This window comes from Betaproteobacteria bacterium, assembly GCA_016709965.1.
In the GTDB taxonomy this organism is placed as follows: domain Bacteria; phylum Pseudomonadota; class Gammaproteobacteria; order Burkholderiales; family Rhodocyclaceae; genus Azonexus; species Azonexus amarohabitans.
Genome location: JADJLT010000003.1, coordinates 183,483 through 203,884 on the forward strand (window position 1 = coordinate 183,483; position 20,402 = coordinate 203,884).

Consider the following 20,402-nt stretch of genomic DNA (forward strand, 5'->3'; position numbering starts at 1 on the left):
GCGTCGGGCCGGGCATGCGCCGCCGGGGAAATCGAAAATTGTTACAGTCAGCGCCAGCCGCACAGGTTATAACTAACTGTCATCGCCGATGATTCTCTCCGAATTTCTCTCAAGCGCCCATGTCCCTCATCTCCAAAACCGATCAGCAGCTGATCTTCCATCCCCTCGACTTTACCCTGGCCGTGCTGCGCAACTTCAGCAAAAACCAGGGCTTGTTGCTGGCCGGTGCGGTGGCCTACTACGCGCTGCTTTCGCTGTTGCCGATGATCATTCTGCTGGTGCTCGGGCTGTCGCACTGGGTGACTCAGGCGCAACTGCTGGCCACCTTGCAGCGCTATCTCGAATGGCTGGTGCCCAGCCAGGCCACCGCCGTGCTGACCGATGTATTGGGCTTTATCAACCACGGCGTATCGATCGGCGTCGTCTTGCTCGGCACGCTGATCTTTTTCAGTTCGCTAACCTTTTCCATCCTGCAGAAGGCCATGGCTCAGATATTTGCCCATCGCCGCGCAACGGTGAAACGGCATCCCGTAGTCTCGGCGCTGCTGCCCTACAGCCTGCTCCTGCTCGCCGGCGTCGCCTTGCTGGGCGTCACCGTGCTCTCGGTCGCCATCCAGAGCCTGTCGCAGGAAAGCCTCTACGCTTTCGGCGCCGAATGGCCATTGCGCCGCCTGTCCGGCCTCGCCTTCTACAGCATGGGGTTGACGGCTGAAATCCTTATCCTGACCCTTTTTTACATCGTGCTGCCCATCGGCCGCACCCGCATCCGCCACGCCCTGCTCGGGGCGGTCGTCATCACCCTGATCTGGGAAGTCATCCGCCACGTACTGGTCTGGTATTTCGCCACCCTGTCAAAAGCCAGCGTCGTCTACGGCTCGCTGACCACCGCCGTCGTCGTGCTGTTCAGCATCGAACTGGCGGCAACCCTGCTGCTGCTCGGTGCGCAGGTTATTTCGGAGTATGAGCAGCTGGAAAGCCGGTTGGGTGATGCAGGTGGTGCGGGCTGAGTAGTTGCTACGGTCAACCGGAAAAAATTGGCAAAACTGAAATTTTGCGAACCCGCCCAAGCAACACAAAAAGCTGCGTGTGAAATGCCATTTGCAATTTTGGACAAATGTTCATACTGTCCGGTTTGTCGCCAGAAAGCTATCGAAAATACGCAAATAAATGCTCCAAATCACTGCCACACAACTACCTGCGGCAGTCCTATTTTCCAGCTTATTGGACAAGTGTCCGAATCAGGTGGCAGTTTTGTCGTCTACTACTAGTTAAGAATCAAGGGGCCACATGGAGCAACTGCTAGCTTTCTTAAATACAAATTCCGGGGCAATCAATGTAATTTTCTCCGGCGTCGTAACTATCGCAACGGCAGTTTATGCAGTCCTCACTTGGAAGCTCGTTTCGGAAACGCGCCAAATGCGTCAGGTGCAAACAGAGCCGAAGATAGAGATCACTCTTCGCTCAGTTGATGAAGCAATTCACATACAGCGTTTGCATGTCCGCAACATTGGTCTTGGGCCGGCAATGCAACTCACTTTTAGACCAAAGGTTCTCGCAGGAGAAGAGGGCGCCCAGTCCCTCATAAACGAACTAACGCAGACAAACTTCTTCACGTCTGGAATTTCTTATTTAGGACCTGGCGAGCAACGCTACTCGCACTACACTCAGATGACTGAGAATTTCGAGGCAAAAATTGCCTCCGTGATTGCATTCGAACTTAAGTACAAGAGTGCCACCGGCCTGAATTACAAAGAGACGCTTATTATCGACATGTCCGAACACAAAGGCAGTTACCAGCTTGGCAAGCCTCATTTGTATTCAATCGCCTTAAGTCTTGAAAAAATACAAAAGGATAGCCGTCCTTGGTGTTGACGACCTTGTAGATGGCGTCGGGATTGGCCTGGGCTTTTTTGAGCACGCTCTGCCATTCGACCTCGGCGGAACGCAGGCCGTCGATTTTCTTGTGCAAGGTGGCAACGCTTTCGGCCAGCTCGGTCTTGAGCTCTTCATTGAATTGCTCGACCTTTTTGGCGGTGGGATTCATGACGATCAGCGCGGTATTGGTCAGCGTCGCGACGAGTGCGACGCCGACAAGGATCAGGGTCAGCTTCTCGAATGATTTTGCCTTCGCGGGCTTTTCTTTGCTGTCGGTGGCTTCTTTTTCGCTCATGGTCTCGCTCCCGGGTGGCTTGTTCTATCTGCTACTACGGCTGATAAGTCCGTGGACTTGAGTTTTGCGCGGTTGGGGTGGTCAACCGGGCTTGCTACGGTCTACCGGAAAAAACGGCCAAATTTGAAATATTCGAAGCTTGCTTGGGTCAGCTTCGTATCATCTTTAACCTGATGAATTTGAAGCTGACCCCAACGGCATCGGTCAGGCGTTCAGCTTTTTGGCTGAGGGCAAAATCTCAGCCAGGCAAAGCCGAGCAGGCCGGCGGTGAAGGAGGCGAGCAGGATGGCCATCTTCGAGGCGTTGATCACGTCGGGATGGCCATGGAAGGCGAGGTTGGTGATGAAAATCGACATCGTAAAGCCAATGCCGCCGAGCAGGCCGGCGCCGAAAATGTGACGCCACTTCAGATCACCCGGCAGGCTGCACAGGCCGATGTTGACGGCGAGCAGGCTGAGCAGGGTAATGCCCAGCGGCTTGCCGAGCACCAGGCCGGCGATGATGCCGGCGCTGTTGGTGCTGATCAGGTCGCTTTGCCAGCCGCTGTTGATGACAATGCCGGTGTTGGCCAGCGCGAATATCGGCAGGATGATGAAGGCGACCGGCTTGTGCAGGAAATGCTCCAGACGGTGCGAAGGGGAGTCTTCGTCTTCTGCCTTGGCGGAGAACGGAATGGCAAATGCCAGCAGCACGCCGGCAATGGTGGCGTGAACGCCTGATTTGTACATCAGGTACCACATCAGGGCGCCGCCCAGCAGGTAGGGCGTGAGCGCCATCACCCGGAATTTGCGATTGAGTGCGACCAGACCACCAAAGACAGCCAGCGCGCCCAGCAGGTAGGCCAGCGAGAACTGCGCGGTGTAGAAGACGGCGATCACGATGATGGCGCCGAGGTCGTCCATGACGGCCAGGGCAGTCAGGAATATCTTGAGCGAGGCGGGAATTCGGCTGCCCAGCAAGGCCAGTACGCCCAGCGCAAAGGCAATGTCGGTAGCCATCGGGATGCCGATACCCGTCTGGGTTGGCGTGCCGTTGTTCAGCGCAAAGTGAATCAGCGCCGGCGCACAAATACCGCCGATGGCCGCGATGATCGGTAGTAGTGCATTCCGGAAGTTCGACAGCTCGCCGACATAAAGCTCGCGCTCAAGTTCGAGGCCGACAAACAGGAAAAATACGGCCATCAGGGCATCGTTAACCCAGTGCTCGACGCTCATGCCGCCAATATAGCCGTGCCACAGCGCGTGGTAATCATGCTCCAGCACCGAATTGGCGATGGATAGCGAGACAAAGGTGCAGATGATCAGCAGTATTCCGCTGGATTTTTCTGACTCGAAAAAGGCGTTGAAGGTTTTGGAGAGGACGGTCTTGGGGGGGATGATCATGGGGTTTCGTGTTGAAGGTATATCGGGAAATTACTACAAGACGGCTTGCAGATCGAATTTTGCGTCAGGCCGGCGCGCGATTTGCGATGGCTTTCAGGCGAATTTTGACGTTTTTCGAATGTCATGGAAACACTATGTCTTCTTTGTGTACATTTTTAGGCTGGCGATTAAATAGCTGAGCTTTTAAGGCGCTAGCCATTTTGTGTTTGAGCATTATGGGCGCCAAAAGTGCGGTCGTTCGGAGAAGTTGTTATTGTTTTTGCAGATTTTGTTAAATTAACAATGTTGGTAATTTTTGCTTCGGTAGCATGATTAAATTAGGAAATATTCATATTGAAAATTCCAGTGACAAATTTTTGAGGCTGTGCTTTACTCAAATTCATAATTCATCAATACAAGTTTGAAATTTGTTTCGAAACTGTCTGGGTGCCTGTTTTGGGCTGGCTGGTTTCGTTAAAAAAACGATGAGAGAGACGGCATGCTCGATGTGGCGGTGTCCTTCCTGGCGGATGAATTTAACGCTTACCTGTTGCGTCGCACTGGCTCGGCGCAATTGGGGCAGGTTGTGCCGGGGGGCATCCTTGACGACAAGGGCAGTCTGGCTATCGCCGGCGGTACGGTAGCCCTCAGTCTCGTCAATATCGAAGAAGAGCGCGTGATGCGCGAGCATGTGCCGGCGCGGGTTTTCAGCAATGGCCGCGAGATGGTGCTGCAGCCGGAACTAAAGCTGAATCTGACGCTGATGTTCGCAGCAAAAATGACGGACTACCCGACGACCTTGAAAGCGTTGTCAAACGTGCTGACCTTCTTTCAGTCGCACCCGGTATTCAGTGCCGAGGATTACCCCGCGCTTGATTCGCGCATCGGCAAGATCGTCATGGAGCTGTACAGCGTGACGCCGGAAACCCTGAACCAGATCTGGGCCAGCATCGGCGCCAAGTACCAGCCCTCGGTGCTTTACCGGGCGCGGCTGGTCACCATCCAGGATCAGGAGCCCTTCATGCCGGGCGAGCCGATTACCGACATCGGTCTGGAACTGCACGAAAAATGAGCATCCATTTCCGTACGCTTTTCGAAGTTGAAATCGAGCACGGTTATTACCAGGGGCTTTGTGCGGACTTCGACTTTATTGTGCCTGCTTCTGAGCAGGCGCTGGCTGCCGGCAAATTGCTGACCCGCGTGCGCGACGGACGCCTGCACGTGCTGTTCGAGGCCGACGATGCCGGCGATCCGCTGCGCGACATTCACGGTACAACCCTGCTGATCGGCCTGCGCGTGACGAATCCGTATTTCGCCAATTTCACCGATGCGCCGGTCGCTTCGGGCGGCGTCGTTTTGTACGGCAACAGTGCCGATCCGCGCGCTCTCGACCCGGCGCTGGCTGCCAGCTTCATCACCCCGCGCCAGCGAATCTCGCCCGTTGAGCTTGCCCGGCCGCTGACATTGCATTGGCAGTATCAAGGCGCGCCACTGGTCGAGCAAAGTCTGGGTGGCGGGCAGGACGAAGCGAATTTTGAAACCCGGGACTGGCCAGTCGGGCGTTATCTGTTGTCTGAAACCGCCGCCGGTCCGGCGCAGGAATCGCACTGGCTTCAATCGCCGGCGCTGGCCGGCGAGCAGTTGTGGGGCGTATTGGCGCTCACGGTCGACCGGAATTTTTACGCAAATTCCCCAACTTTTCGAATCACGCTCCAGGCGCGCAGCGAGCAGCTCAAGTACTACGTCGTCGCCCGTAATTTTGGCAATGCGGAATTTGGCCAGCTGCAACTGGCCGATGCCGGCGCCGGCGAACAGGGGCGTGCCGTACTCAATTTCGACCGGGTGCTGCCCGCTGCTTTCACCGCCGATGATCTGCCGCCGTCGGCGCTCGGTGATGCCGATGCGCGCATCGTTCTCTTTCAGTCGTCGGCGCCGGTTGCCCGGCGTGCCGGCGGCTATCGCAAGCTTCAACTGAGGCGCAACGCCGAAGTTCTCGTCCAGCATCTGCCCCAGGCCGGTTCCGACCGGGCGCAGGCGCGTTTCATCGTCCACCTCGCCAAACCTTAGAAGGGGGTCAGTCCATGCCAACCTACCGCACTCCGGATGTTTACATTGAGGAAATTTCGGTCTTTCCGCCGTCGGTCGCCGAGGTGGAAACCGCAATTCCGGCTTTCGTCGGCTACACCGCCAACACCACGCTGATCACCGCCGGTGACTTGGTCAATTCGCCCCGACGTATCAAGTCATTGCTCGAATACGAAGCCTATTACGGCAAGGGGCCGAGCTATACGGTGACGCAGGCCAATATCGACGATGCCGGTAACTTTTTGACCGCCGACATCAGCAACAGCTACTTCATGTACGACAGCCTGCGGCTGTTCTACGACAACGGCGGTGGCGACTGCTACATCGTCTCGGCGGGCGCCTACAAGACGGTGGGTTCGCCGGTCGACCGCGAAGAACTCAAGACCGGCGTGCAGGCGGTGGCCAAGGTGGACGAGCCGACCATCCTGCTCTTCCCCGATGCGGCGACACTGAATGCCGACGACCTGGCCGCTGTGCAACAGGAAGCCCTCAAGCAGTGCGGCGAACTGAAGGACCGTGTCGCCGTGCTCGATGTGCGGCAGAGCGACCCGAACGGCGCCAGCTTCCGCGACAAGCTCGGCATCAACAACCTGAAATATGGTGCGGCCTACACGCCTTGGCTGAAGCTGAATTACAACAAGTCGGTTGGCTACGCCCAGGTCAAGGATAAGGTCTTCAAGAACGGCATTCAGGTGCCGCTCAAGGATCTGACCACCGAGCCGCAACTGCTCGCCGCATTAAGCGCGCTTGATCAACTGACGGCAGACAGCACGACACTGGCGGCAGCAGTGAGCGCCTATGCCGGTCCGGGTGAAACGCTGTCCAGCGCCTTCGCCAAGAAACTGGCGACCTACAAGGGCAAGGCCGCCCCGGTGCCGGCCGATGTGGCGCTGCTCTTCGAATACGTTTTCGGCATTGCCAAGGTGGTCGATGGTCTGGTCGATGCCACGCCCCTGAGCAACGCCAAGCTGGTGACTGACATCAACACCATGATTACCGGCACGCTGGCTCCCGCCTTCTCCAGCCTGATTGCGCTGGAAAAGGAAATGGCGGCCGACGTTGCGACCGCTGGCGGCGCCTATACCGTCGAGTGGGATCAGAACACGCCGCCGGCGACGGCTGCCTGGGCCGACCTTTTCGGCGGCGCCGCTGGCACGCCGGGTGCGTCGAGTGGCAATACCGAAGGCGCCACCGTTCCTGCCGTCATGGGCAGCGCATTACCCGGCCTGCAGAAGGGCTTTGCTGCGGCCAGCGGCGCCATCGCCGGCATCGTGACGGCGATCGCCAACTATCGCGGCCTGAACGAGCAGACGCTGTTCGAAAGCTTTCTGCCCTACCGCAACGTCGTCAACGGTATCGGCTCGACGCTGACCCTGTGCCCGCCAAGCGGCGCCATTGCCGGCATCTATGCCATGGTGGACAACCAGCGCGGCGTCTGGAAGGCGCCGGCCAATGTCAGCCTGAACGGCGTCATCGCACCGGCCACCAGTTTTACGACCAGCGAAACCGATGCGCTCAACATTGATGTTACCGGCGGCAAGTCGATCAATGCCATCCGCGCCTTCGTCGGCAAGGGCACGCTGGTCTGGGGCGCCCGCACGCTGGCCGGCAACGACAACGAGTGGCGCTACATCTCGGTTCGCCGCTTCTTCAACATGGTCGAGGAATCGATCAAGAAGTCGACCTACTGGGCGGTCTTCGAGCCGAACGATGCCAACACCTGGGTCAAGGTGCGCGGCATGATCGAGAACTACCTGACGCAGAAATGGCGCGAAGGCGCGCTGGCCGGCGCCGCACCGAAGGATGCCTTCTTCGTCCGCTGCGGGCTGGGCGTCACGATGAGCGCGCAGGACATCCTGGAAGGCCGGATGAATGTCGAGATCGGCATGGCGGCGGTCCGCCCGGCTGAGTTCATCATCCTGAAGTTCTCCCACAAGTTGCAAACCAGCTGATCCGCCCACTGACACGAAAGGACATCCACCATGCCCGCACAATATCCGCTGCCGGTCTTCCACTTCCGTGTGGAGTGGGGCGGCACCCGCATCGGCTTTTCCGAAGTGACCGGCCTGACGCAGGAAAACCAGGCCATCGAGTATCGCGACGGCTCTTTCATGGAGTATTCGTCGATCAAGATGCCCGGCCTGCGCAAGTTCAGCAACATCACGCTGAAGCGCGGCGTGATCAAGGCTGACAACGACTTCTTCAAGTGGCTGTCGACGATCAAGCTGAATACCGTCGAACGTCGCGACCTGACGATCAGCCTGCTCGACGAAGCGCACAACCCGGTGATGACCTGGCGGGCGCTCAATGCCTTCCCGGTCAAGGTTGAAGGGCCGCAGCTCAAGGCGTCCGGCAACGAAGTGGCGATCGAGGCCATCGAGCTGGCGCACGAAGGACTTGAGGTCCAGAACCCGTGAGCGATTGAGCGCAAGCTGCCATGGCCTCCTACTATCCGCCGGTCAGTTTTCATTTCGCGGTCGAGTTTGTCGGCTTGTCTGACAAGGCCGACACGCGCTTTACTGAAGTCGGCGGGCTGGCGGTCGAGATGGGTAGCGAGGAAGTGCCCGAGGGTGGCGAAAACCGCTTCGTGCAGAAATACCCGACCCGGGCCAAGTACCCGGAACTGGTGCTCAAGCGCGGCTTGCTGAAAAGCTCGGCGGTCTGGTCATGGATTCGGGACTGCATCGTCGATTACAAGATCGAGCTGCGCAACATCGACATCATCCTGCTCAACGAGTCGCACGAGCCGCTGATGACCTGGCATGTCATCGGGGCGTGGCCAACGAAGTGGGCAGTCGGTGATCTCAATGCCAGCAGCAACACCTACGCCGTCGAATCGATGCAGTTCGCCTACCAGTACTTCACGGTCGACAAGAATTAGGAGCCAAAAACGAAATGCCCATCATCATCGATGAAGTGGTGATTTCCGTCGAAGTCGGCAACCGCGAGGCCGGCGGAGCCAGTGCGGCCGGTGCTGCGCCGGTTGAGGATAAACAGGCGCTGGTCGAGGAATGCGTCGCCCGCGTGCTGGAAATCCTTCGCGAACGCGAGGAGCCCTGACATGAGTTCGGGCATCGGCGCGAGCGTAGGCCAGGTGATCGGCGCCGGGGCGGGCCAGATCGATGTTGGCGGCACGCCGAACGGGACGCTGGAAATGCTGACCATCCTGGCGCATGCCCAGCCGGACTATAGCGATCGGCCCATCAATTACTTTTCTGCCTACGTCAATCCGGCAGAAATCACCCAGTCCTACGAGATCGAATACGACGCCGCGCAGGGGTCCGGGACGACCAGCAGCCGCATGGAGTTCAAGAAGGTCAAGCCGGGCGACCTGACGCTGAGCTTCTTCCTTGATGGTACCGGGGCCAATGGCCGCCGCAAGGTCGAGGTTCAGGCCTGGGTCGAGCTGTTTCAGGAAGTCACCGGCTACAACGGCGACATTCACCGTCCCAATTATCTGAAAGTGGTTTGGGGCACCCTGCAGGTCAAGCGCTGCGTGTTGAAGAGCGCCTCGATTGCCTACAAGCTGTTCCGCGCCGATGGCGTGCCGCTGCGCGCCGTGATCACCGCTGTCTTCACCGACAATTCCGACGATCAGACTCGGGTCGCCACGGCGCAGGATCAGTCGCCGGACCTGACGCATCGCCGCATTTTCAAAGCCGGCGACCGTCTGCCGGCGCTCTGCAATGCCATCTATGGCGATCCGCGGCTTTACCTGCGCGTCGCTGAAGCCAACGGGCTCGACGATTTCCGGCATATCGAGCCGGGCACCGAGCTCTTCTTTCCGCCACTGGAGAAATAGACCGTGCCGGAAGCCCGCGCCCTGCCCATCGCCGCCGAACATCGCGAATTCACCGTCAAGGCCGGTGGCGAGGCAGTGCCGCGCGAATATCAATTGCTGTCGGTCAGTGTCACGCTGGCCGCCAACCGGATTGCCTCAGCCAAGCTGGTCTATGTCGACGGTGCGGCGTCAAGCGGGCAGTTTCCGCTCAGCGACAGTGATCTGTTCAAGCCCGGCCAAAGCATTGAAATCCTGGCCGGGGCGGGGCGCGATAGTACCTCGGTATTCATCGGAACAGTTGTTCGTCAGGGCGCGCGGGTGCGTGAAGCCGCCGCCTCGCAACTGGTTGTCGATTGCAAGCATGTGGCGATGAAGCTGGCCGTCACCGATCGCTCGACCGACTATTTTGATCAGACCGACAGCGACATCATCGACGCCGTGCTGAGCGCGGCTGGCGTGGGTGCCGATGTCGAATCGACCTCGTTGCAACACAAGCAGGTGCTGCAATACCAGAGCACGGATTGGGATTTCATCCTCGCCCGGGCGCGGGCCAATGGCCAGCTGGTGTGGTGCGAGGGCGACAAGCTGGTGGTGCGCAAACCGGCACTGGATGGCGCTACCGTCTGCACGTTGCAGTACGGTGCCACCTTGCTCGAATTCGAAGGCGAGATCGACGCCCGTTTGCAGCACCCGGCCTACAAGGGCGCCAGTTGGGATGCGGCCGGTCAGGAGCTGGTCGAAGTCGAAGGTGCCACGCCATCCTTCACGGCTCCCGGCGATCTGAGCAGCGACGATCTGGCCGGTGTCGCAGATCAGGCTTTCGACGTGCGCCACCCGGCGCTGCCGGAAGCGGAATCGCAGGCCTGGGTCGATGGCATCGCGCTCTATCACCGGGTCGACCAGGTTTCCGGGCGCGGCAAGTGCGAGGGCATCGCCACCGTCAAGCCGGGCGTCATTGTCGAGCTGGCCGGTCTTGGCCGGCGCTTCAACGGCAAGGTGCTGGTCAGCGGCGTGCGCCATGAATTTAGTCTGGTACAGGGCTGGAAGACGCACGTGCAGTTCGGCGGCGTCGATCTGGAGTCGCCGCGCAAGCCTGCAGCCGAGGGCCTGTTGCCCAGCGTTTCAGGGCTGCAGATCGGCATCGTGACCAGCAACGAAGACCCCGATGGCGAAGATCGGGTGCGTATCAAATTGCCCATGCTGGGCCTGTCCAGCGACGGCCTGTGGGCAAGGGTGGCTAGCCTTGATGCGGGGAACGACCGTGGTTTCTTTTTCCGTCCGGAAATCGGTGACGAAGTGATCGTCGGTTTCATGGCCGATGATCCACGTTACCCGGTTATCCTCGGCATGCTGAACAGCAGCGCCAAGCCGGCGCCTTTGAAAGGTTCGGACGATAACCACGAAAAGATGCTGAAGACCCGTTCCGGCATGACCGTACATTTCGACGACGACAAGATCGTCATGAAGTTGGCGACGCCGGCCGGCAATTCGATTGTGCTCAGCGAGGACGACAAGTCGCTGACGCTGGCCGACCAGAACGGCAACAAGATGGTCATGGACAGTGACGGCATTCATTTCGAGAGCGCCAAAGCAGTTGAAATGAAAGCCGGGACGGAAACAAAAATGGAGGCGTCGACCAGCTTCGAAATCAAGGCGGGTAGCGAACTGAAGCTTGAGGGCAGCGCCAGCGCCGAACTCAAGGGTGGTGGCATGGCGAAGCTCAGCGGCGCCTTGGTTCAGATCAACTAGGAGCAGAACATGCCAGCAGCGGCGGGTGTCGGCGATATCAGCAACCACGGTGGAACGATCATCGGGCCGGGTGTGCCGACGGTAATGATCGGCGGCAAGCCGGCAGCAGTGGTCGGCGACATGCATGCCTGCGCGCTCCCGCCCGTCGGTCACCAGCCAACCGTCAGCCCGTTTCCGATGGGCAGCGCGACGGTGATGATCGGTGGCCGGCCGGCGCTGCGGGTGGGCGACGTCTGCCTGTGCGGCGCCTCGGCAGCGGTTGGCAGTCCGACGGTGATAATTGGATGAGGCCCGCCATGAAATTTCATTTTTGGCTGAATTTTCCGGTTGACCGCGCCCCGAAGGAAGCACTCTTGGGGTGCGGCAATGGGTTTTGCGCAGAAAGAACGAGATCATGAGCGACGCCAGCGACCGCTACGAATCATTCCTCGGTACCGGCTGGAGTTTTCCGCCACGCTTTTCGCACAGCGGCGCGGTGATGGTATCCAACGAAACCGACATCCATGAAAGCCTGGCCATCCTGTTTGGCACCGCGGCTGGCGAGCGGCTGTTCGAGCCGAAGTACGGCCTCGACATGCACGAAATGATGTTCGAGCCGATGAGCACGACCATGCGCACCCTGTTGCTCGACCGCGTGCGCACGGCCATCCTGATCTACGAACCGCGCATCAAGGTCATCACGCTGAGCGTCGATAGCCCAGACCCGAATACCGGCCAGCTGAACATCCAGCTGGACTACGAAGTGCGCGCCACCAATTCGCGCTTCAACCTTGTTTTTCCGTTCTACAAAACCGACAGCAACGAGCTGCGCGCGGCGATGGCGCCGGGCGGAGGGCGCTAGGAAACCATGGCCAGCGACCGGATCCTGCAGAACGAAATTTCCCGCCTCGGGCAGAGCCAGGAAGACCGCTCGCCGGCCGCGCTCGACCCCGGTTTTGCCCCGGTCGATGGCCGCAGCGCGGCCGACCGCGTCGCCGAAGCCCGCCGGCTGGCGGCCAAGCTGCGCTATTACGGTTTCGATCCGGAGAGCGCCGACGGCGACTGGCAAGGACTCTTTCCTGCGGATGCAGAGCAAGCACTCACTCGTGATGATGGCACCGTGCCACCGCATCTCGGCCTGTTCGGTGCCTTCCTGGATATGCTGGCGCCAGCGACCGATGCGCTGAACGAACTGACCGCTCGCCACCTCGATTTTCAGTATCGCCGGGTGCTTGGTTTCGAACCGTTGCCAGCCGAGCCCGAACATGCCCACCTGGCGCTGGAACTGAAAAAGGCTGCGGCACCCTTCGCCATCACGCCGGCCCATCGCTTCACTGCCGGCAAGGGCACCGATGGTGTCGAGCGCCTCTACGTCCCGCTGCATGAAACGCTGATCGGGCAGGGCAGGATCGCCGCGCTGCACAACGTTTATCGCGATGCCGATGGCGTCCGCTTTGCGCCGGTCGCCAACTCGGCTGATGGCCTCGGCACGCCGCTCGATCCGGCCAAGCCACACTGGTCCGCTTTTGGCCATGCCGGGCTGGCCGCGGCGCCGCTCGGTTTTGCGTTGGCCTCGTCACTGCTGCGCCTGCGCGAAGGTCGGCGTGATGTGAGCGCCATTCTCGATGTCGCCTTTGCTGACAGCCTCGGGCTCAGCGGGCAGGGCATCGCCGACACGCTGCAGGCGTTTGTCAGCGGCGAAAAAGGCTGGCTTGGTCCGTATCCGCTGACCGGCACGCTGGCCGGCGGGCAGTTGACGCTGGCTTTCTCGGTGCCCGAGGGCGATGCGGCGGTGGTCGATTACGACGCCACGCTGCACGGCGCTGCCTTTGCCACCGCGCTGCCGGTGCTCCAGTTGTTGCTCCGACCGGAATCTGCCGCTACTTACGCCGACCTGTCCAAGCTGCGTCTCGACAAGGCGAGACTGACGGTCACGGTCGACGGGATAAAAACGCTGAATCTGGAAAATGATTTCGGCAGCCTCAACCCGAAAAAGGCCTTCCAGCCCTTCGGTCCGCAGCCGGTCAAGGGCTCGCGTTTCATGGTCGGTTGCGACGAAGCACTGAGCAAGCCGCTGACCGACCTGAAGATACGCCTGCGCTGGCAGGGCGCCCCGGACAATCTGGCCGACTGGTATGCCGACTACAAGGATGTCGCCATTGTCAGCAACGGCATTGCCGCCCGGCTGGTCTATGCCGACCGCAGCGGCAACGAAACCTCGCGTGAGCTGAACCTGATGAACCGCGTGGACGGCGTCACCACGCTCAGCCCGAATTCGCCGCTGGCCTCCTCATTCCCGCCAGTCTCCGAGATGGGCTTCGTCTATTCGATGCTGACCGGCGGCAGTCTGGTCAGTCGCGTTCTCGGCAAGCGTTTCATCAAGGCGCGGCCAGTCTTCCGGCAGGAAAAAGTGGCGCCACCGCCGGTACGCAGCGGCTTCGTGACGGTCGCGCTGGTCGAGGATTTTCTGCACGCCGACTACCGGTGCGAAACGTTGGAGCAGGCGCGCAAGACCAGTCCCAAGGTGCTGAATGAACCCTACACCCCGGTGGTGCAGGAGGTTGTGCTGGCCTATGCCGCGCAGTCGCCGGTCGCCGACCTGACGCGTGACGATCAGGATGGCTTCGCCGCGTCGCTCGACCTGCAGTTCTTCCACATCGGCGCCTTTGGCCAGCGGCGCGAGCATCCCTTCCTGCGCCGCGGCCTGGCCTGGGTCAACAGCAAAAAAATCAGCCTGTTGCCGGCCTATCCGGATGAAGGCGAGTTCATCCTCGGTGTCGATGGCGTCGGGGCCGGCGACAGCATTCATTTGCTGCTGCAGGTCGCCGAGGGTAGCGCCGATCCGGAACTGCTGGCGCAGCCAGTCAAGTGGTCGGTGCTCTGTGACAACCACTGGCGTCCGGCGGCACCCGAAGAAATCGCCCTAGACACCAGTCGCGGCCTGCGCGCCAGCGGCATTGTCGGCCTCGTGCTGTCACGCGAAACGACGACTGACAACAGCTGGCTGCCGGCCGGCCCGGTCTGGCTAAAGGCGGCGGTCAACAAGGACAGCGCGGCGGCCTGCAAGCTGATTGGCACCGAAGCCAATGCCGTCGAAGTCGTGCGCGATTGGTCCGCGGCCATTGAGCCCGCCGTTGAAACGTTGGCGGCGGGCAGCATCGCCAAACTGTTATCGCCGCCGGCGGGGCTCAAGAAACTGACGCAGCCCTACGCCAGCTTTGGTGGTCGGGCCGGCGAGAGCGCCGCCATGCTCAACCGCCGCGCGGCCGAGCGCCTGCGCCATCGTCAGCGTTGCATCACGCCCTGGGATTACGAGCGCCTGCTGCTCGAATACTTCCCCGCCGTGCATCGCGTCAAATGCATTCCGCACGCCAGCGAAACGTCCTGGATGGCGGCCGGCCATCTGCTGATCGTCGCCATTCCCGACCTGCGCAACCGCAATCTGCCTGACCTGCTGCAACCCAAGGTCGATCTCGACACGCTGACGCAAATGACCGAACTGGCCCAGGCCCATGCCTCGCCGCAGGTCACGGTGCGCGTGCGCAACCCGGCCTATCAGCCCATCCGCCTTGATTTCAAGGTCCGTTTCCGGGCCGGCCATCCCTTTGACTACACCCGCCAGCAACTGCACGATGCCATTGTTCAGGCACTGTCGCCGTGGGCCTTTGCTGCTGGCCGGCAGCTTGATTTCGGCGGCCGCATCTACCGTTCGGTGCTGCTCGATTTTATCGAGGAGCTGCCCTACGTCGATTTCGTCACCGACTTCCGCTGCGGTCTGGCCGGCCCTGGCGACCTGCTGCTCAACGATGTCGCCGAGATCGTCGCAGAACGGCCCGACACCATCCTCGTTTCGGCAGCCCGGCACGTGATTGCCGAAGCCACCGACTGACGCGAGAACCAACATGCTGCTACAAGCCAAGATCTCGCCCCTGCCACCCGCCGATCCCGGGCTCGACCAGCGTCAGCTGGCCGGCATCGGCCTCGACGGCGTGCGCCGCCTGTCACGCCGCCAGTGGACCGACCACAACACTCACGATCCCGGCATCACGACGCTGGAACTGCTCGCCTACGCGCTGACCGATCTCGCCTACCGGACGCGCTTCCCGATCGAAGACCTGCTCGCTGCGCCGGAAAACAACGCGGCCGAAATGGCCAGGCTGTTCGATAGTGCCGGCCAGGTTCTACCCTGCATGCCGGTCACCGAGGACGACTATCGCAAGCTGCTGATTGATTTGCCCGGCGTCAAGAACGCCTGGCTACATCCCGTGCCGACGACGCTTTACGCCGACCCGGCCGAAGGCACGCTGGCCGCCAAGCCGACCGGCAGCAAGACCGAGCGCCAGATAGAAGTGCGCGGCCGCTACCGCGTGCTGCTCGACTATATGGATGACAAGAACACCGTCGAACTGCGGCATGACGTTGATCGTGACGTGATGGCGATGTTGAATGCGAGGCGCTCGCTGTGCACCGATTTCGTTGGCATAGACCGGGTCGGGCAACAGCCGTTCAGCCTTTGCGCCGAAATCGATTTGAAGCCGGATGCTGATGCCGACCGCGTCGCAGCCGACATTGCTTTTGCCGTCGACCGCTTCCTGGCGCCGCCGGTGCTCAACTACACGCTGGACGAAATGCGTGCCCGCGTTCGGAGCGATGGTTCGACCTGGACCATACCCGAAATCTTCGAAGGGCCGGCGCTGGTCAACGGCTTCATCGACGACGATGAGCTGGCTGCCGCCGGTCTGCGCACTGAAGTCAGGCTGTCCGACGTGATCAGCGTGATCATGCATATTCCCGGCGTTGTCGCGATCCGGGACATTCTGCTCAACGAACTCGATAGTGCCGGCAAAGCCATCGAGCCAGCCGACAAGTGGCGCATTCCGGTGCCGCCCGGGCTTCAGCCACGGCTGTCGGTAACGCGTGGCCGCATTGTCTTCTACAAGAAAAACCTGCCCATCCCACCGAATGCCGCGCAGGTTGCCACCTTGCTCGGCGATCTGCGCCTGGCCGAGCGCCTCAAGCTTGAAGACGGCCAGATCGAAGACCTGCCGATTCCGCTCGGCCGCTATCGTGATCCGGAAAACTACCGCTCCTTCCAGTCACACTTCCCCGCCATCTATGGCATTTCCGAGGTTGGCCTGCCGCCTGGCGCTTCGCCACAGCGGGCAGCGCAGGCCCTGCAGTTCAAGGCCTGGCTGCTCTTCTTCGACCAGATCATGGCCAACTACCAGTCGCAACTGGGGCATGTCCGCGACCTGTTCTCGACCCAGCCCGATCTGGCGCAAAGCTATTTCAGCCAGATGGTCGACAGCTTCCCGGACTGGGAAAAGGTTTATGGCGACGGCTTCGATACGACCGAGCTGGGCGAGGTCGTCGAGCCGGACGGTAGCGGGTTGCTGCGCCGCAACCGCTTTCTTGACCACCTGCTGGCGCGCTACGCCGAGGATTTCCATGAATACTCGGCGGTCATGCAGGCCCGCTTCGGCATGGGGCCGGCCCAGGCGGCCAGTGCCAAATGCGTTTTCCTTGATGAATATCCGGCGATAGGTGGCGCGCGCGGGCAAGCCTACAACTCAGCCCTGAAGGGCGCTGACGATCTGTGGAACAGCGCCAATGTATCCGGCTTTGAGCACCGCGTGGCCCGCCTGCTCGACATCAGCAACTGGCGGCGCCGCAACCTGTCCGAAGTTGCCTACGACACTTACGCCGAGATTGATTCGACGCCGGGCGACGAATTCCGCTTCCGCGTCCGTCATCCGGTGACTGGCAAGATCCTGTTGTCGAGCAGCACGCATTACATCAGCACCACCGAGGCGCGCAACGAAATGGAACGGGCAATTGCCCGCGCCGAGCTTCCCGAGGGCTACGAACGCAAGACGACCAGTGACCGCCGCTTTTACTTCAATATCGTTGATGCCGGCGGTGAGGTCATCGCCCGGCGCATCGAGTACTTTGCCACCGCCGAGGCGATGGAGCTGGCCATCGCCGCGCTGATCGCCCACCTGCGCAATTACTACAGCGGCGAAGGCCTGTACGTCATCGAGCACCTGCTGCTACTGCCCGAGCAGGATGGCGATCCCTTCATGGATATCTGCGTCGATCCCGGCTGTACCGACTGCGCCGATCTCGACCCCTACACCGACCGCATCACCATCGTCCTGCCGGCCTATACCGGTCGCTTCCGTGACATGGATTTCCGCAATTTCGTCGAGGAAACCCTGCGCCAGGAAACGCCGGCACATATTCTGCCGCGCATCTGCTGGGTGAATAGCGACGACATGGCTGTCATCGAGAAGGGCTATCGTGACTGGCTGGCCATCCGTGCGGGTGCAGCCACAGCCGACCGGGCCGCCAAGATCAAGGCGCTGATCGATGCGCTGACCCATGCCAAGAATGTCTATCCGTCCAGCGGGCTGCATCCCTGCGGCCAGTTGGAACCACCTCCGTTCGTCCTCGGTCGCACTGCGTTGGGCAGTGCCAACGAGGCCCCTGCACCGTAGTCCGGGAGCACGACCATGGCCGACCCCCTCAAGATTATCCGCCGTCTCGACGCAGTGACCACCGATTACGCAATTTTTGAGCGCGATCAGGTCCTGACCGAGACGCAACTGAACAGCGTCGTTGAATATCTCGACGACCAAAGCCGGCTGACCCGCACGCAGCTGCTTGGCATCGGCATCGTTGGCGGCTTGTGGCCGACCGTTGGCAAGGAGCAGATCATCGTCGGCAAAGGCGTTGGTGTGACCAGCGACGGCGACCTGATTGGCTGGTCAGCCGATACCGCCTTCGACCGCTGGCTGGTCTACGACGAAAGCGCGCCGGCCTACGAGCCGTTCTACGTTGACGGCAAGATGCTGCCGCTGATTGAGCTGCTCACCACCGAAGACAAGCGCGACGGCAAGCCGCTGGCCGACATCGCCGACCAACTGAAGCAGATGGTCGCCGTGGCTTTCATGGAAAGCTACGAGAACGATCCCGATCTGTGCACCGGCGGCGATTGCGATAACCGTGGCCGTACCGCCCGTAATACCCAACGCCTGCTGCTGATCAATCGTGAAATTGCCGAAAAAATCCGGTTGACCGCAGCATTGCCGACCGGCGCCGACATCGCTCGCCTGTTGCCACGCGTCTTCGCCACGCGCCCCGATCTCGGTACCGGGGCGGGCGACAAGGTGACGATAGCCTCGGCCGAAGCCTTCGCGGCGGTGTATCGCAATGCCGGCAATGCCACGCTGGCCGCGCTGATCGATGCCATTTCGAGCATGAACAAGGCGCTCGACGGGCGCTGGCCGGACGACCTGCCCAGCCCCGCCGCATGGGCTGCTCGCTTGAAGGAGATCGCTGGCAAGATGGCCGCTGCGCAACCTGGCATCCAGTACTACCATGCCTTCGCCAAGGATCTGGTTGCCACTTGGGCAGATCTGCGGGCGGCGCTGTTTGCCGATGACTCAGTGCTGTGTCCGTCTGCCAACGCTTTCCCCAAGCACCTGCTGCTCGGCGCGCTGGCCGATACCAGTCAGCTGCGCACCGGGCGCTATCCGGCGCCGTGGCTGGTGGCCGGGGCAGCGCGCGAGCGCGTCCGTTACCTGATGCGCAAATTTGATCTGTTGATTACCAATTTTGCTTTGCCGGCTGCCAGCCAGGGGCAGAAAGTCATCCCCAGCCGCCGCGAAACGGCGCCGCTCGAACAAAGGGCCGTGCCGATCTACTATCGCAGCGACAGCGATGTGCGGGCATTCTGGAACGAAGAACGCCGCCAGCGCGACGAAACCGACGACAACCTTGGCTACTTCTGGATGCCGCCGGCCGACAAGAATGCGGCGGACGATCCTTTCCGGCGCGATCTTGGCGGCAACGATTTCTTCCGAATCGAAGGGCATATCGGCCTCAAAGTCGATCTGGCCGAGCCGGCCATCGAAAAGCTGATTCGCCAGCGCAACCTGCCGATTGCCGTGATCAGTGTGTTGCTGCACAACAAGCGCGAACTCGTCATTCGCGGTCCGCTGTTCAAGAAGAATAGCCTGCACAGCCTGCATTACCTGCTGCGGCAGGACCTGGCCAGCCAGATCAAGGACAACATCGCCTTCAGCGACCAGCTGGTCAAGGGCATCACCGCCGCGGGTGACTGGGCCGTGCGTCCGGCCGGCAATGCGCTGGCGGCAGCGCCTGCCGACACGGTGACAGCGGCCAAGGTCGTGCTGCAAAAAGCCAGTGACGATCTGGTCGGCACCGGCAACAAAGCGCTTAGCGTCCGCAGCTTTACGGCCTTCACCGCCCTGAAGGACACTCAGTGGTCGACCCGCTTCGACACGGCCGTGCTCAACACGACCAAAGTCAAGGCCAACCTCGGTGACATCATGCGTACCGATGTGATTTCGCCGGTGGATACCCTGACCGGCTCGAAGACGCACAAGTGGGTGGACTGGATTGGCGACATTCTGAAAAAGCGCGAGGACGACCAGAAGGATCGCCTGCTGTTCACCAACATGATCGGCGAGCATCCCGGCCTCGAACACTTCGGCGGCACCGTGCCGGGCGGCACGTTTGTGCTTGCCTACGACGACAAGGGCGTGGTCATTGGCGACCTGATGCTGCCCTACTGGATCGACGACAACGACGAAAGCGATCAGGAGGAACCCGAGTTGGTGCTGCCCGATATTCGCCTGCCGTACGAAGTCCTCCCGATCAAGGTGATCAAGCCGATCGACCTGACGCTGAACGAATTCAGGGAGGTCAAGATACTGCCCGAGCTGAAACTGCAGGAAAACTACGCCACGTTCTTCCGTGAATCGCTGGGCAGTCTGGGCGATGTCCTGAAGAACACCAAGGCCGTCACTGGCGTTGATGTAGCCGGTACCAAGGCAGCGACGAGCGACCGCTACATGGAGCAGATGCTGGCCATCGTCAAGGGGCAGCAAGAACAGATCACCGGCTTGCGCGCCGTGGCTGGCGACGACCGGGTGCCGGCCGATACGCGTGAAAAGGCGGCGGCTCAGGCCAAGGAACTGGAGAGTCAGCTGGCTGCCTCGGTCAGCACGACCGTCGAGTATTTCGCCGTTGCCGCACCGGAAACAGTGCGTTTCGAAGCCGACAAGGCAACGGTTTACGAGACGGTCGGCGCTGCCATCAATACGGTCACCGACAAGACAGCCAGTACCACGTTGCAGACCAACCTCAAGCAGACGGCAGTGACCGCCAACAAACTGAATACCGGCAGTTCTGCCGTGGTCGTCACCCAGGTGATGACCAACGCCGGCTTCCGCATCGGCTGAGCGGGATA

General features: G+C 60.8%; 17 protein-coding genes. 16 read left to right on the forward strand and 1 reads right to left on the reverse strand.

Going from position 1 to position 20,402, the window contains the following annotated elements; all coding sequences use genetic code 11:
• Positions 1-119 precede the first annotated feature (119 nt).
• The 3 genes from IPJ12_13485 (at position 120) to IPJ12_13495 (ending at position 2,119) form a co-directional block, all read left to right on the forward strand.
• A complete protein-coding gene (locus IPJ12_13485; GenBank protein MBK7648135.1) occupies positions 120-1,007 on the forward strand; it encodes a YihY/virulence factor BrkB family protein in 888 nt (295 codons plus the stop codon).
• A 280-nt stretch (positions 1,008-1,287) separates the two neighbouring features.
• The gene (locus IPJ12_13490) at positions 1,288-1,872 is read left to right on the forward strand and encodes a hypothetical protein (GenBank protein ID MBK7648136.1); all 585 of its coding nucleotides are present in this window, start codon (positions 1,288-1,290) and stop codon (positions 1,870-1,872) included.
• Entirely contained in the window at positions 1,835-2,119 is a 285-nt protein-coding gene (locus tag IPJ12_13495; GenBank protein ID MBK7648137.1) for a hypothetical protein, read from the forward strand. Before IPJ12_13490 ends, IPJ12_13495 begins: the two co-directional genes overlap by 38 nt.
• 263 nt (positions 2,120-2,382) lie before the next feature.
• Here IPJ12_13495 and nhaA read toward each other — a convergent pair whose 3' ends face one another.
• A complete protein-coding gene (gene nhaA / locus IPJ12_13500) occupies positions 2,383-3,552 on the reverse strand; it encodes a Na+/H+ antiporter NhaA (GenBank protein ID MBK7648138.1) in 1,170 nt (389 codons plus the stop codon).
• A gap of 478 nt (positions 3,553-4,030) precedes the next feature.
• On the opposite strand from nhaA, the gene IPJ12_13505 reads away from it, so the two are divergent.
• From IPJ12_13505 to IPJ12_13565, 13 genes are all read left to right on the forward strand, one after another.
• Complete coding sequence (locus IPJ12_13505; protein MBK7648139.1) at positions 4,031-4,603, forward strand: DUF4255 domain-containing protein; 573 nt, start codon at positions 4,031-4,033, stop codon at positions 4,601-4,603.
• Positions 4,600-5,598 carry a hypothetical protein gene (locus IPJ12_13510; GenBank protein ID MBK7648140.1) on the forward strand — a complete coding sequence of 333 codons (999 nt, stop codon included), beginning with the start codon at positions 4,600-4,602 and terminating at the stop codon, positions 5,596-5,598. Before IPJ12_13505 ends, IPJ12_13510 begins: the two co-directional genes overlap by 4 nt.
• Before the next feature lie 14 nt (positions 5,599-5,612).
• Positions 5,613-7,568 carry a phage tail sheath subtilisin-like domain-containing protein gene (locus tag IPJ12_13515; protein ID MBK7648141.1) on the forward strand — a complete coding sequence of 652 codons (1,956 nt, stop codon included), beginning with the start codon at positions 5,613-5,615 and terminating at the stop codon, positions 7,566-7,568.
• Between the two features lie 30 nt (positions 7,569-7,598).
• Positions 7,599-8,033, forward strand: coding sequence for a phage tail protein (locus IPJ12_13520; GenBank protein MBK7648142.1), 435 nt, complete (start codon positions 7,599-7,601; stop codon positions 8,031-8,033).
• 20 nt (positions 8,034-8,053) lie between these two features.
• Positions 8,054-8,497, forward strand: coding sequence for a phage tail protein (locus IPJ12_13525; protein ID MBK7648143.1), 444 nt, complete (start codon positions 8,054-8,056; stop codon positions 8,495-8,497).
• Positions 8,498-8,511: 14 nt separating this feature from the next.
• Positions 8,512-8,676 carry a hypothetical protein gene (locus IPJ12_13530; protein MBK7648144.1) on the forward strand — a complete coding sequence of 55 codons (165 nt, stop codon included), beginning with the start codon at positions 8,512-8,514 and terminating at the stop codon, positions 8,674-8,676.
• 94 nt (positions 8,677-8,770) lie between these two features.
• The gene (locus IPJ12_13535; protein ID MBK7648145.1) at positions 8,771-9,418 is read left to right on the forward strand and encodes a hypothetical protein; all 648 of its coding nucleotides are present in this window, start codon (positions 8,771-8,773) and stop codon (positions 9,416-9,418) included.
• 3 nt (positions 9,419-9,421) lie between these two features.
• On the forward strand, positions 9,422-11,146 hold the full coding sequence (vgrG, locus tag IPJ12_13540) for a type VI secretion system tip protein VgrG (protein ID MBK7648146.1): 1,725 nt from the start codon (positions 9,422-9,424) through the stop codon (positions 11,144-11,146).
• 9 nt (positions 11,147-11,155) lie between these two features.
• Positions 11,156-11,434, forward strand: coding sequence for a PAAR domain-containing protein (locus IPJ12_13545; protein MBK7648147.1), 279 nt, complete (start codon positions 11,156-11,158; stop codon positions 11,432-11,434).
• A 106-nt stretch (positions 11,435-11,540) separates the two neighbouring features.
• A complete protein-coding gene (locus IPJ12_13550; protein ID MBK7648148.1) occupies positions 11,541-11,987 on the forward strand; it encodes a GPW/gp25 family protein in 447 nt (148 codons plus the stop codon).
• 6 nt (positions 11,988-11,993) lie between these two features.
• Entirely contained in the window at positions 11,994-15,014 is a 3,021-nt protein-coding gene (locus tag IPJ12_13555; GenBank protein ID MBK7648149.1) for a hypothetical protein, read from the forward strand.
• Positions 15,015-15,027: 13 nt separating this feature from the next.
• Positions 15,028-17,622, forward strand: coding sequence for a diguanylate cyclase (locus tag IPJ12_13560; GenBank protein MBK7648150.1), 2,595 nt, complete (start codon positions 15,028-15,030; stop codon positions 17,620-17,622).
• 15 nt (positions 17,623-17,637) lie between these two features.
• The gene (locus tag IPJ12_13565) at positions 17,638-20,394 is read left to right on the forward strand and encodes a hypothetical protein (GenBank protein MBK7648151.1); all 2,757 of its coding nucleotides are present in this window, start codon (positions 17,638-17,640) and stop codon (positions 20,392-20,394) included.
• Positions 20,395-20,402 lie beyond the last annotated feature (8 nt).